Here is a 12290-nt window from a genome sequence, read left to right on the forward strand (position 1 = left end):
GTTGATTACGGTCAATTGAACGGCATAAGGGGGGAGGTTAAGTATAGGTCATGACGAAAGACGCTGTGAAAACCGCAAGCTGGCTCGATATGGCCAACCCCACCCGCTTCCTCGCCTTTGCGGGCAAGGTTTTGCCGTGGCTGTCGGCGTTTGCCGTTCTGTTTCTTGTTGGCGGTCTCGCCATGGTCTTCCTGTCGCCCGACGATTACCAGCAGGGCCTCACGGTCCGCATCATGTATATCCATGTGCCTTTCGCATGGCTTTCCATGATGTGCTATTCGATCATGGCGGTGTCGGCACTGGGAACGCTGGTCTGGCGGCACCCGCTGGCCGATGTCTCGATCCGGGCCGCCGCGCCGCTCGGTGCCGTGTTCACGGCTCTGGCGCTGGCCACGGGTTCTCTCTGGGGCAAACCCATGTGGGGCACATGGTGGGTTTGGGACGCGCGCCTGACCTCGGTTTTTGTGCTGTTCCTGATGTATCTTGGCATTATCGCACTGTCGCGCGCCTTCGCCGATCCAGCCAAGAGCGCCAAGCCGGTGGCGGTGCTGACACTGGTCGGCTTCATCAATATTCCAATCATCAAATTCTCGGTCGACTGGTGGAACACGCTGCACCAGCCAGCGTCGGTTTTCCGTATGGGCGGGCCGACCATCGATGCGTCCATGCTGCGCCCGTTGTTCGTGATGGCGATTGGTTTCACGCTGCTGTTCTTTGCGCTGCATATGATGGCGATGCGCAACGAAATCTGGCGTCGCCGCGTGGCTTCGATGAAGAAGCTGGCCGCCCGCAACGCGGACCGCAAACGCGGCAAACAAATGCAGGAAGAGGGCGCGGTATGAGCAATCATCTCGGCTTCGTCGTGGCCGCTTATGGCATCACAATCGTGGCGCTGATCCTGACCGTCGGCTGGATATTCATCGATCAGCGTATCCAGAAAAACGAGCTGAAGCGGCTTGAGGCGCAGGGCGTGCGCCGCCGTTCCTCGAAACCAGCCGGATCGCACCAATGAGCGAGGCGACGCAAAAGTCCGCTGCGCCGAAAAAGCGCGCCACATGGGTGGCGCTTCTGCCTCTGCTGGTTTTTGTGGGGCTTGCCGCCGTCTTTGCCGTGCAGCTTTTGTCCGGCAAGGATAGCTCGGCCATTCCATCCGCTTTGATCGGCAAGCAAGCGCCACAAACCAATCTCCCGGCGGTCGAAGGTCTGATGCGCGACGGCGTTCCGGTGCCCGGCCTCAACAGCGAAGACTTCAAGGGCAAGCTGACACTGGTGAATGTCTGGGGATCATGGTGCGTTCCCTGCCGTCAGGAGCATCCGCTTTTGATGGAAATCGCCAAGGATAGCCGCATCCGTCTGGTGGGCCTTAACTACAAGGATCAGCCCGAAAACGCCCGCCGTTTTCTGGGCGATCTCGGCAATCCCTTTGCCGCCGTCGGCGCCGACCGCGTGGGGCGCTCAGCCATCGAATGGGGCGTCTACGGCGTGCCGGAAACCTTCCTCGTCGGCCCGGATGGCAAGATAATCTACAAGCATGTCGGACCGTTTACGCCGGAGTCGGTGCGGGATGATCTGATGCCAGCTGTGGCCAAAGCGCTTCACTAGCGCGTGACACGCGTTTTCTTAGTGTTAAAGTAGGTGTGTAACACTTTACGAAAGATTACGCATTGGGGGATGTATGGGGTGGCGAAGTGTCGTTCGTTCGATAGAGCGAGCCGCGAAACAGGCAAAGCGCGAAGATGTTCGGCGGAAAAAACAAGCTCACAAAAATCAGATGTTTGCACTATCTGCTGAGGCAGTGTCTGATCTTGAAGACTACTTCACGAAGTTAGTCTCGTTTCACAAGACTTGTGCTTTAACAGTTAATTGGGCCGACCATCAACTACCTCAAGCGCCCAAATTATCTTCTGAGTACGAGCAAAAAGTATTTAAGGCAGCTAAGGAAATTGAAAATTTTCGGCCCGGAGCTTTCGACTTCTTTTTTGGGGGCACCCAGCGCCGACTTAATAGATTAAATAATGCTCACATTCATGCTCTATCGGAATATGAGCGAGCACAACAAACTTTTAATCAAGAGCACGAGGATTGGAGTAAGCTTGCTTCCTTTATAGGAGATGTTTTCAACGGAAAAGTGGCTGCGCTTAAACAGAAATTATTTGATGCCCAAGAAATATTTAAAAATGCCTCAATAGGAACGCAAATTCAATTTGAGATAAAAGACAGTTTTGTTCACGCTGTCCCTACTCTTCATGGGCTTGAGCATTTACCAAAAATTCGACGCAAACAGTTAGCAAGCGGCCGGCTTTCTGAAACCCGCATGCCAGAATCTCAATTTAATGAATTATATCAAGATTATGTATGTAGTGCTGCTTTTCGTATAGCTCTTGATGTATTTAATACGGTTCCGATAGCGTCAGTTTTGATTACTTGCGAGATACCTTTGCTCAATAAGCAGACAGGATATGTTGAAAACACGCCCATCTTGTCAGTGCATGTTTTTCGGACCACGTTAGAACGAATGAACATGGATCGCATTGACCCATCTGACGCTTTGAGCAATTTCAATCATGTTATGAAATTCAAAAAAAGTAGAGGCTTCGAAAGAATCGAGCCTCTACAAATACTGTAGTTAAGATACTTTCTCAGCGGCATAAATATAGCCGTTGAGACATCAAAACTATCAATCCGGCAGTTTGCGAACAGCGCCTTTGGCGGCGCTGGTCGCCATTGAAGCATAAGCCTTCAGTGCAGTGGAAATCTTGCGCTTGCGCTCTTCAAGCGGCTTCCAGCCTGTTGCTTCCTGCTCGGCGCGGCGTTCGGCCAGTGTCGCATCGTCCACGGCGAGGTGGATCTTGCGGTTCGGAATGTCGATATCGATGATATCGCCTTCGCGCACCAGACCGATCGTGCCGCCTTCGGCTGCTTCCGGCGAAACGTGGCCGATGGAGAGGCCCGACGAACCGCCCGAGAAGCGACCATCGGTGATCAGTGCGCAGGCCTTGCCCAGACCCTTCGACTTCAGATAGCTGGTCGGGTAGAGCATTTCCTGCATGCCAGGACCGCCACGCGGGCCTTCATAGCGGATCAACACAATGTCGCCAGCCTTGATCTTGCCGTTCAGGATGCCAAGCACGGCTGAATCCTGACTTTCGAAGATGCGCGCCGGGCCGGAGAACTTCAGGATGGAATCATCCACGCCTGCCGTCTTCACGATGCAGCCGTCTTCCGCCAGATTGCCGTAAAGCACGGCCAGACCGCCATCCTGACTGAACGCATGTTCCTTGGAGCGGATGACGCCCTTTTCGCGGTCGGTATCGACGCTGTCGAAGCGACGTTCCTGACTGAAAGCCACCTGCGTCGGCACGCCGCCGGGCGCAGCCGAGTAGAACTTGTGCACCATTTCGCTGTTGGTGCGGGTCACGTCCCAATGATCCAGCGCCTTGGCAACCGACTGGCTGTGCACGGTCGGCAGATCGGTGTTGATCAGGCCCGCTTTGTCGAGCTGGCCGAGAATGCCCATGATGCCGCCTGCACGGTGCACATCTTCCATATGAACCGTGTTGTTGGCAGGCGCGACCTTGCAGAGCACCGGCACGCGGCGCGACAGACGGTCGATATCGGCCATGGTGAAATCGATTTCGGCTTCCTGCGCGGCAGCGAGAAGATGCAGAACCGTGTTGGTCGAGCCGCCCATGGCGATGTCGAGCGTCATGGCGTTTTCAAAGGCTGAGAAGCTTGCAATCGAGCGCGGCAGCACGGTTTCGTCGTCCTGCTCGTAATAACGGCGGGCGAGATCGACGACCAGATGACCAGCTTCCACGAAGAGGCGCTTGCGGTCGGCATGGGTTGCGAGCGTCGAGCCATTGCCCGGCAGCGACAGGCCGAGTGCTTCGGTCAGGCAGTTCATCGAGTTCGCGGTGAACATGCCCGAGCACGAACCGCAGGTCGGGCAGGCGGAACGTTCAATCGCCTTGACCTGTTCGTCGGTATAGTGATCGTCCGCGGCAGCAACCATGGCGTCGACGAGATCAAGCTTCTTGACCTGATCGTCCCAGATAACCTTGCCTGCTTCCATTGGTCCGCCCGAAACGAACACGACCGGGATATTGAGGCGCAATGCGGCCATCAGCATGCCGGGGGTGATCTTGTCGCAATTGGAAATGCAGACCATCGCATCGGCGCAATGGGCATTGACCATATATTCGACCGAGTCGGCGATGAGTTCGCGCGACGGCAGCGAATAGAGCATGCCGTCATGGCCCATGGCGATGCCGTCATCGACCGCGATGGTGTTGAATTCCTTGGCCACGCCGCCAGCGCTTTCGATTTCGCGCGCGACGAGCTGGCCGAGATCCTTGAGGTGAACGTGGCCCGGCACGAACTGCGTGAACGAGTTCACCACAGCAATAATCGGCTTGCCGAAATCCTCATCCTTCATGCCGGTGGCGCGCCATAGGCCGCGCGCACCCGCCATATTGCGGCCGTGGGTGGTTGTTCGCGAACGATAAGGAGGCATTTTCTGACCTTTTAGGAATTAAACCGGAGCGATTTCATCCGAACCGCCCCATCCATTGATAGTAACCCGTTTCCTGTCACAAAACCGTATCACGCTTTTGCTGGAAACATTCTAACTTCATTGCCGATATGACAGAACCCCTTACGACAGGCAAAGCGCAAATTGCCCCATATTGCCAGCGGCGGGGCCGTTTGCAGGTTTGCAGATAACGAGAAGGGTTCCGGCGTGCGACAGCTTTCGCAGGCACAGGCAACCTCAATCTAGCAGATTATTGTTATAATGCAAAAGAATTAAGGCTTAAAACGTAATGAAGTTGCTTGAGCTCAGTTTGCGGCCATTGCCATGGCGGTATCAAGCAGGGCGTTCGCCGTCTTCATACGCTGTTCCGCATCGGCGCGAAACTCCGGCGGCAGGCGGTCTGGATGGTTGCTGGCAGCAAAAGTCCGGCGCAGGCGCTGTAGTTCCGTGCGCTTCAGTCCGGAGTGAAGATCAAGCTCGCGCCTTATAGCATCCGGTGACTGGTTTTGCATGCGCGCTGCGATTTCACGCCGCTCGGACTCAAGCTGCGTTTCACGCCGTTCGCTGTCCGTGCTTTTTTCCTCAAGATCAAAGAGGGGAGCAAGATCGACTTCCGGGCGCGATGGCGCGACACGATCGCCAAACCCTGCGGAGAAGACCGCCGATGCGAGATTGATCTGTGGCCGGATGACGGTTTCTTCCTGACCGGAGCTTGCTTCGGCTTCTTTCAGGACAGTTGCAAAATCCGGGAAGGCCTGCCGCATCGGTGTCAGCGCACCGCAGCGACTGAAAGGGCCGTGGCCAATGTGCGGGTAAGTATTGTGGGCGGGATCGGCTTCTGGAAAACCGGCACTTCGGGATAGCGCGCCGCCAACTCAGCTGGCAGTCCGCCGCCGGTATGGATGACGACGAATCTGTTGCGGCTTTTCAGCCAGTCGAGAATGGGCTCGACATTGCCGTCGGCCAGATTCACGTCGAGGATGGCGGCGTCGACTTCGTTTCGGCTGATGAGATCCATGGCCTGCCGGACAGTGCCGACCGGACCGACAACCGTCCCGTTCGCATCTTCCACAGTCGCGGCAACGTCGAGAGCGACGAAAATTTCGTCCTCCACAACCAGTATGCGCCGCTGTTCAAGATCGTTCATCACTGTCTTTCACCTCTACGGGAGCCCACTTTGCGAGGCCCGCGCTTCCATTCAGAAAATGCGCGAGCACTAAGGGTGGTTCCCTTCGCTGCATGATAATTCACTTATGGTGAATCAAATCTTTACTGCAGAAAGAGGTCCCGAAGACAATCAGCCGATGTTTAGCCGATACTCAAAACGCTGTGAACGTCAGCGTGGTCAGAGAGCGCACGATATTGGGAATGTTGAGCACGTTCTCGTTGATGAATTTGCCGATATCGTGCTCCTCGGTGACGTAGATTTTTGCCAGCAGGTCGAATTCGCCGCTGGTCGAATAAAGCTCGGACACGATCTCGCGCTGAAAGAGAGTGTCGGCAACCTCATAGGTTTTGCCGGGAGCGCACTGCAGTTGCAGGAAAACGGGCTTCATGTCTCTACCTTTCGCATCGATGGCGGCGTTCGAGGTTTCAAACACGGTCGGGCGGACGAAATCAAGAGCCATTGCGGAATGAAGGCTGCTCACCCGCCGCAAATCCTGTTCGAAACCCGACCGATGGCACGGCCAAAAGCTGTGGTCAAAATGAGCATTGGGTCATAATTGCTCTGGTAATATATCAATTTCAGGTGATGATCGGCTTTGCGCCCCAAATCGCTGTTATAGTCCCGCGCGCCGCGTCGAGGAACAATTCTCACCATACACCGATGCATTTGCGAGGAGTATCCGAAGGTCTCATGAAATTTATGTTTGTTCTGTCCCCGGCTTTTGCCGTCGCTTGCCTTGTTTCTCTGGTTTCGATGGCCTTGCCAGCTTCCGCAATGAATGCTTCCGAAAAAGCGCAGCTCGAAAAGCTCGACCCAGATACCCGCCTGGAGCAGCGTTGCGATGTGGAAGCCATGGAGCGGATAACCCGCGAACAGAATAAATTCTCGGTCGACAAGGTGCTGGCCTATGCTTTTTCCGATCCGGTGACGCAGAAGAATTCCATCGACGCAGAGGGTGCGGCATTTCGCAGCCGGGAGCGCTGGTACAAGCTCGCCTTCACCTGCAAGACCGATGATGAGCACATCAATATCACTTCGTTCAAATATGATATTGGCGATGAAGTCCCCGCAGACCAGTGGGACAAGCACTATCTGGTGCCGTGATCAGGCTCGGCTTCCTTTTACTCTAGCGGATTTTCATTTGAATGACTGATCTCGCCTGTTGTGGGCGGGGCAGGCGTGCGCTTGGCTAGTATTCCGAATTTCTTGAGCCCGAACTTATGGGATTGCCTGCCTGCGCGATGTGTGGTCTCACTGTATTAATTATTGCTAAACTTATAATAATAATCGGTTTTCTGGATATGACGCTTAATCTCACCGTTGCATTCATCGTTGTCGGCTTGCTGCTTCACTATTTCAAATGCCGCAAGCTTGGCCTTTTTTCTATTGCTATCGGCATTATTCTTTATGGCGCGATCGCATCGGCAATTCTGCCCGATTATCTGATGAACCGCTTGCAGTCGCCCTATTCATCGGCGCTGCAATCGCCAATCGAAGACAATACCGCCTTTGTCGTTTTCGGCATGGGCACGCAGACGGTCACCGAGCGTGGTAAGAAAGTGGTTGAGCCGCTTGCCTTTTCGTATGGGCCGATCCTTGCTGCTGCGGGCATGAACCATCAGTGTGTAGAGAGTGCTTTGAAATGCACCTTCATTGTCAGCGGCGCGGATGTGGCTGGGACGGGTGTAACCGAGGCGGCATCGATTGCCGGGCAGTTGGTGAAGGCCGGGATCGATCCCGCTTCAATCCTGTTGGACGAGAAGAGCCGGAATAGCTGGCAGAACGCAAAGAACACCGCAGCAATCCTGCGCGCGATCAAGCCTGCGAAAATCGTGCTGCTGCAGGCGGCGCCGATCATAAAGCGTGACCTGCTGTATCTGGCACATTTCGGCGCGACGCCCGAGCCGGTCGCAGCCGGTTATCTGACGGCGGCGCATACCAATATGTCTTCGGCTGGCCTCTATTTTCTGATCACCGATCTGGCGCTGCATGAGGCCATCGGCATCTGGCGCTACGACTTTTACAACTATATTGGTTGGAACGAGCCGAAACAGCCGCCTCTTGTATTGAACGCAGCTTCGGCGATGATTCCCGCGCCCGCCCGGTGAGTTAATGATGCTACGTCCGGCGTGTTTCGATAGGGTGCCGGAAAAAATATCCCCGAAATATCCTCAAAAGGGAGTAGATTTTTCGAAGCCGTTTTAAATTTCGGTGAGGTTGTGGCATCCTGTCGTCAAAGACCTCTGATACTGTCCTGACCAATGGATACTCGAGGGATAACCCGTGGGGGGACCCAAAGGAAACAATGGAGGCGGTCGTGAAATTATCGAAACTTTCACTCACTTTGGCGGCATTGGTGGCAGCGGCGTCGCTGGCCGGAACCGTTCAGGCAAGCCATGCGGATCAGACGCTTCTGAATGTGTCCTACGATCCGACGCGTGAACTGTACAAGGATTACAATGCGGCCTTTGCGGCGCATTGGAAAAAGGAAACCGGCGAAACGGTTACCATCCGTGCATCGCATGGCGGTTCGGGCGCACAGGCCCGTTCGGTGATCGATGGCGTCAAAGCCGATGTGGTGACGCTGGCGCTCGAAAGCGATATCGACGCGATTGCGGAGCGCACGGGCAAGATCGACAAGGAATGGCGCAAGCGCCTGCCGAACAATTCGTCGCCCTATACGTCGACCATCGTTTTTCTGGTGCGCAAGGGTAACCCCAAGGCCATCAAGGATTGGGGCGATCTAGTGAAGGATGGCGTGGAAGTCATCACGCCGAACCCGAAGACCTCCGGCGGTGCACGCTGGAACTATCTTGCCGCTTGGGCCTGGGCCTATAAGCAGTATGGCGGCGACGAACAGAAGATCAAGGATTACATCGCTGACCTGTTCCGCCATGTGCCAGTGCTCGATACCGGTGCGCGTGGTGCGACGACCAGCTTCGTGCAGCGTCAGCTTGGCGATGTGCTGCTGGCCTGGGAAAATGAAGCCTATCTCTCGGTTGCCGAATTTGGTGAAGACGCTTTCGATATCGTCGTGCCGCCGCAATCGATTCTGGCTGAACCGCCGGTCGCGGTCGTTGACAAGAACGCCGAGGAAAACGGCACCACCAAGCTGGCGCAGGCCTATCTCGAATATCTCTATTCGCCGGAAGGTCAGGCCATTGCAGCCAAGCATTTCTACCGCCCGTCGAAGCCAGATCTGATCCCGGCTGACCAGCAGCGCAAACTTCCCGACTTGACGCTGGTGACCATCGATGATCCGATTTTCGGCGGTTGGGCCAAGGCGCAGCCTTACCATTTCGGTGACGGAGGCACGTTCGACCAGATCTACAAGCCTGGCAAATAAGAGGCAGCCATTTCGGGGAGCCGCGACAGACGCGGCTTTCCGTTTAATGCGCAGATAAAGCACAGTCAGCCCGCATGAATCGGAGCTGATATTTGCAGCCACTGAAAAAGGGAACAAAACAAAAGCATGTCTTCGCTCCCTGCACGGGCCAGAGCAGGGTTTCACTTTCGCAAGCCGAGCGTCATTCCAGGTTTCGGACTGACGTTCGGTTTCAGTGTTGCCTATCTCACCCTTCTCATTCTCATCCCGCTGGCAGCTCTCGTGCTGCGCTCCACGGATGTCGGCTTCGCCGGTTTTTGGCGGCTCATCACCGATCAACGCACGCTGAAGGCGCTAGAAACCAGCTTCGGAACGGCATTTATCGCCGCGCTGGTCAATGTTGTGTTCGGCGTCATTCTGGCCTGGGTCCTGACCCGTTATCGCTTTCCGGGTCGCCGTTTCATCGACGCCATTGTCGATATTCCGTTTGCGCTGCCGACGGCGGTTGCCGGTATTGCGCTGGCCGCCATCTATGCGCCGAACGGCTGGATCGGCAGCCTGTTTGCGCCCTTCGGCATTCGCATCGCGTTTACGCGCCTCGGCATCGTGATCGCGCTGATCTTCATCGGCCTGCCATTCGTCGTGCGCACTGTGCAGCCGATCATGGAAGAAATCAGCCGTGAAGTTGAAGAGGCAGCGGCGACGCTTGGCGCCTCGCGTTTCCAGACCATCTGGCGCGTGCTTCTGCCGAGCCTTCAGCCCGCCATTCTGACCGGCTTCGCGCTCGCCTTTGCGCGCGGCGTGGGTGAATATGGCTCTGTCATCTTCATTGCGGGCAACACGCCCTATGTGTCGGAAATTGCGCCGCTGCTGATCGTGGTCAAGCTGGAGGAGTTTGACTACGCCGGTGCGACAGCGCTGGCCACCATCATGCTGGTGCTATCCTTCGCGATGCTCTTGCTCATCAATCTCATTCAGGCGCGATCAAGAAAGAAATACGGCTATGGCGAATGAAAAAAAGCGCACTAGTCGCACTGGCCGCGCCAGTCAGAGCGCCGTGACGGAAAGCCTGCCGACGCGCATCATCCTGATTGGGCTTGCGCTGGCGTTTCTGGCTCTCTTCTTGATCCTGCCGGTGGTTGCAGTCTTTGTGGAAGCTTTCCGCAAAGGTCCCACGGCCTATGTCGAGGCCTTGCTGGAGCCGGACGCCTGGTCGGCAATCAGGCTTACTTTGACTGTCGCGGCAATCGCCGTGCCGCTCAATCTGGTTTTCGGCGTTGCCGCGGCATGGGCAATTGCCAAGTTCGAGTTCAAGGGCAAGGCGCTCTTGACCACACTGATCGACCTGCCGTTTTCGGTGTCGCCGGTGATTTCCGGTCTGGTCTTCGTGCTGCTGTTCTCCAGCCACAGCCTGCTCGGGCCGTGGCTGGAGCAACATGGTATCCAGATACTCTTCGCAGTGCCCGGCATCGTGCTGGCGACGGTTTTCGTGACGTTTCCGTTTGTGGCGCGTGAACTGATCCCGCTGATGCAGGAGCAGGGAACCGGTGATGAAGAAGCGGCGATTTCGCTTGGCGCCAATGGCTGGCAGGCATTTCGCTATGTCACGCTGCCGAATATCAAATGGGGCCTTCTCTATGGCGTTCTGCTCTGTAATGCGCGTGCCATGGGCGAGTTCGGCGCCGTATCGGTGGTATCGGGCCGCATTCGCGGTCTCACCAATACGATGCCTTTGCATGTGGAAATTCTCTATAACGAGTATAACTTCGTCGCGGCATTCGCGGTGGCCTCGCTTCTGGCCCTGCTGGCGCTTCTGACGCTGGCGATCAAGACAATTCTCGAACTGCGCTACAGTGATGAGCTGGCGGGCAGCAACGGGCACTGAAAACAATCTGGGATGCTGATCCCGTGCGCTTGAACGCGCTTGAAAGAACGATGGCCGCGAAGCGGCAGGGGAAAGGATTGGGAATGGAAGTTCGTGTTGCCGATGTGCGTAAAGAGTTCGCCCGTTTTCCGGCTTTGCATAATGTGTCGCTGGATATCCGTTCTGGCGAACTGATCGCGCTGCTCGGCCCTTCCGGTTCGGGCAAGACGACGCTGTTGCGTTTGATCGCCGGACTGGAAACACCGACCGAAGGTACGATTTTCTTCGGTGAGGAAGACGCCTCGCAGAAGAGCGTGCAGGAGCGCAATGTCGGATTTGTCTTCCAGCATTATGCGCTGTTCCGGCATATGACGGTTGCGGACAATATCGGTTTCGGCCTCAAGGTTCGTCCGGGTTCGACTCGTCCGGCCACCGGTGAAATCCGCCGTCGCGCACTGGAACTGCTTGATCTGGTGCAGTTGCAGGGGCTTGAAAAGCGCTATCCCGCCCAGCTTTCGGGTGGCCAGCGCCAGCGCGTCGCGCTTGCCCGCGCCATGGCCATCGAGCCGAAAGTCTTGCTACTTGACGAGCCTTTCGGCGCGCTTGACGCTCTGGTGCGCAAGGAATTGCGCCGCTGGCTGCGTGAGATTCACGACAAGACCGGCCACACCACTGTTTTCGTCACGCATGATCAGGATGAGGCACTGGAACTGGCCGACCGCGTTGTGGTCATGAGCCAGGGACGCATCGAACAGATCGGCACGCCGGATGAGGTCTATGACGATCCGAACTCGCCTTTCGTCTATGGATTTATCGGCGAGTCCAGCACGCTTCCGGTGCGGGTCGAGAATGGCGAAGTCTGGCTGACGGATCGCAATATCGGCCTCACCGCCGAGGGTGCTGCAAGCGGCGAAGCGCAGCTCTATTTCCGCCCGCATGATGTCGAACTGCTCGACGGTTGCGGCGGCTGCATCGCAGGCACGGTGGTGGCAAGCCGTCGCTCCGGCGGTAAGCGGCGCGTGGAGCTTGAAGTGGGTGGTGCGCGGGAGCGCATCGAGATCGAAATTCCGGCTGAACACCCGGCTGCGGAGAAAAGCCGCATCGCCTTTCGCCCGCGCTACTGGAAGTTGTTTCCGGCGGGCGGACCCGAAAAGGCATCGGCGGGAACTTCGGCAAAAATCGACGCCTGAATCGCGGTTTCTGATCCGATAAACAGACAAAAGGCGGCTGTCGCGCGGTGATTCTCGCGCGACAGCCGCTTTTTTCGTTCTGTCGGGGGTGAGCGCCGACGGACGTGTAAATTTTCTGCTCGCTTACTCAGGGTGGTATTATTTTAAATTTCAATATGTTAGGATTGCAAAAGGCCACGATTTTCATAACGCAACATTACTGTTCGGAAAGA

Annotated in this window: 14 protein-coding genes; 10 read left to right on the forward strand and 4 right to left on the reverse strand. The window is 56.2% G+C overall.

Features of this window, described 5'->3' with window-relative positions; translation table 11 throughout:
* Window positions 1-50 precede the first annotated feature (50 nt).
* From FHW03_RS02095 to FHW03_RS02110, 4 genes are all read left to right on the forward strand, one after another.
* Window positions 51-842 carry a heme ABC transporter permease gene (locus tag FHW03_RS02095; protein WP_182519134.1) on the forward strand — a complete coding sequence of 264 codons (792 nt, stop codon included), beginning with the start codon at window positions 51-53 and terminating at the stop codon, window positions 840-842.
* Complete coding sequence (ccmD, locus tag FHW03_RS02100; RefSeq protein WP_182519135.1) at window positions 839-1012, forward strand: heme exporter protein CcmD; 174 nt, start codon at window positions 839-841, stop codon at window positions 1010-1012. Before FHW03_RS02095 ends, ccmD begins: the two co-directional genes overlap by 4 nt.
* A complete protein-coding gene (locus FHW03_RS02105) occupies window positions 1009-1602 on the forward strand; it encodes a DsbE family thiol:disulfide interchange protein (RefSeq protein WP_182519136.1) in 594 nt (197 codons plus the stop codon). The genes ccmD and FHW03_RS02105 overlap by 4 nt, the downstream gene beginning before the upstream one ends.
* Before the next feature lie 73 nt (window positions 1603-1675).
* Window positions 1676-2626, forward strand: a complete 951-nt coding sequence (locus tag FHW03_RS02110; protein ID WP_182519137.1) for a hypothetical protein — start codon at window positions 1676-1678, stop codon at window positions 2624-2626.
* A gap of 51 nt (window positions 2627-2677) precedes the next feature.
* On the opposite strand, the gene ilvD is transcribed toward FHW03_RS02110, so the two are convergent.
* The 4 genes from ilvD to FHW03_RS02130 all read right to left on the reverse strand — a co-directional run bounded on the left by ilvD (window position 2678) and on the right by FHW03_RS02130 (window position 6087).
* Window positions 2678-4513 carry a dihydroxy-acid dehydratase gene (ilvD, locus tag FHW03_RS02115; RefSeq protein ID WP_182519138.1) on the reverse strand — a complete coding sequence of 612 codons (1836 nt, stop codon included), beginning with the start codon at window positions 4511-4513 and terminating at the stop codon, window positions 2678-2680.
* Window positions 4514-4836: 323 nt separating this feature from the next.
* Entirely contained in the window at window positions 4837-5295 is a 459-nt protein-coding gene (locus FHW03_RS02120) for a hypothetical protein (protein WP_182519139.1), read from the reverse strand.
* A 5-nt stretch (window positions 5296-5300) separates the two neighbouring features.
* On the reverse strand, window positions 5301-5678 hold the full coding sequence (locus tag FHW03_RS02125; RefSeq protein ID WP_182519140.1) for a response regulator: 378 nt from the start codon (window positions 5676-5678) through the stop codon (window positions 5301-5303).
* 172 nt (window positions 5679-5850) lie between these two features.
* The gene (locus FHW03_RS02130) at window positions 5851-6087 is read right to left on the reverse strand and encodes an Lrp/AsnC ligand binding domain-containing protein (protein ID WP_182519418.1); all 237 of its coding nucleotides are present in this window, start codon (window positions 6085-6087) and stop codon (window positions 5851-5853) included.
* A gap of 302 nt (window positions 6088-6389) precedes the next feature.
* Here FHW03_RS02130 and FHW03_RS02135 point away from each other — a divergent pair, with 302 nt between their 5' ends.
* The 6 genes from FHW03_RS02135 (at window position 6390) to FHW03_RS02160 (ending at window position 12078) form a co-directional block, all read left to right on the forward strand.
* Entirely contained in the window at window positions 6390-6803 is a 414-nt protein-coding gene (locus FHW03_RS02135; RefSeq protein ID WP_182519141.1) for a DUF930 domain-containing protein, read from the forward strand.
* Window positions 6804-7000: 197 nt separating this feature from the next.
* Entirely contained in the window at window positions 7001-7807 is an 807-nt protein-coding gene (locus FHW03_RS02140; protein ID WP_182519142.1) for a YdcF family protein, read from the forward strand.
* A 209-nt stretch (window positions 7808-8016) separates the two neighbouring features.
* Window positions 8017-9045, forward strand: coding sequence for a sulfate ABC transporter substrate-binding protein (locus tag FHW03_RS02145; RefSeq protein WP_078339708.1), 1029 nt, complete (start codon window positions 8017-8019; stop codon window positions 9043-9045).
* 126 nt (window positions 9046-9171) lie between these two features.
* Entirely contained in the window at window positions 9172-10038 is an 867-nt protein-coding gene (cysT, locus tag FHW03_RS02150; protein WP_182519143.1) for a sulfate ABC transporter permease subunit CysT, read from the forward strand.
* Window positions 10028-10909: a sulfate ABC transporter permease subunit CysW gene (gene cysW, locus FHW03_RS02155; RefSeq protein WP_182519144.1), complete on the forward strand. Its 882-nt coding sequence runs from the start codon at window positions 10028-10030 to the stop codon at window positions 10907-10909. The genes cysT and cysW overlap by 11 nt, the downstream gene beginning before the upstream one ends.
* Window positions 10910-10992: 83 nt before the next feature.
* Window positions 10993-12078: a sulfate/molybdate ABC transporter ATP-binding protein gene (locus FHW03_RS02160; RefSeq protein WP_182519145.1), complete on the forward strand. Its 1086-nt coding sequence runs from the start codon at window positions 10993-10995 to the stop codon at window positions 12076-12078.
* Window positions 12079-12290 lie beyond the last annotated feature (212 nt).

Origin of the sequence: Ochrobactrum sp. RH2CCR150, from assembly GCA_014138095.1 — a bacterium.
GTDB classification, from domain to species: Bacteria; Pseudomonadota; Alphaproteobacteria; order Rhizobiales; family Rhizobiaceae; genus Brucella; species Brucella gambitense.

Excerpts from the sequence above, each read along its gene's own strand:
- FHW03_RS02105 (WP_182519136.1), top strand. The coding sequence starts at position 1,009 with ATGAGCGAGGCGACGCAAAAGTCCGCTGCGCCGAAAAAGCGCGCCACA.
- ccmD (WP_182519135.1), top strand. The coding sequence starts at position 839 with ATGAGCAATCATCTCGGCTTCGTCGTGGCCGCTTATGGCATCACAATC.
- FHW03_RS02135 (WP_182519141.1), top strand. The coding sequence starts at position 6,390 with ATGAAATTTATGTTTGTTCTGTCCCCGGCTTTTGCCGTCGCTTGCCTT.
- FHW03_RS02095 (WP_182519134.1), top strand. The coding sequence starts at position 51 with ATGACGAAAGACGCTGTGAAAACCGCAAGCTGGCTCGATATGGCCAAC.
- FHW03_RS02160 (WP_182519145.1), top strand. The coding sequence starts at position 10,993 with ATGGAAGTTCGTGTTGCCGATGTGCGTAAAGAGTTCGCCCGTTTTCCG.
- cysT (WP_182519143.1), top strand. The coding sequence starts at position 9,172 with ATGTCTTCGCTCCCTGCACGGGCCAGAGCAGGGTTTCACTTTCGCAAG.
- ilvD (WP_182519138.1), bottom strand. The coding sequence starts at position 4,513 with ATGCCTCCTTATCGTTCGCGAACAACCACCCACGGCCGCAATATGGCG.
- cysW (WP_182519144.1), top strand. The coding sequence starts at position 10,028 with ATGGCGAATGAAAAAAAGCGCACTAGTCGCACTGGCCGCGCCAGTCAG.
- FHW03_RS02125 (WP_182519140.1), bottom strand. The coding sequence starts at position 5,678 with ATGAACGATCTTGAACAGCGGCGCATACTGGTTGTGGAGGACGAAATT.
- FHW03_RS02110 (WP_182519137.1), top strand. The coding sequence starts at position 1,676 with ATGGGGTGGCGAAGTGTCGTTCGTTCGATAGAGCGAGCCGCGAAACAG.
- FHW03_RS02130 (WP_182519418.1), bottom strand. The coding sequence starts at position 6,087 with ATGAAGCCCGTTTTCCTGCAACTGCAGTGCGCTCCCGGCAAAACCTAT.
- FHW03_RS02120 (WP_182519139.1), bottom strand. The coding sequence starts at position 5,295 with ATGCGGCAGGCCTTCCCGGATTTTGCAACTGTCCTGAAAGAAGCCGAA.
- FHW03_RS02140 (WP_182519142.1), top strand. The coding sequence starts at position 7,001 with ATGACGCTTAATCTCACCGTTGCATTCATCGTTGTCGGCTTGCTGCTT.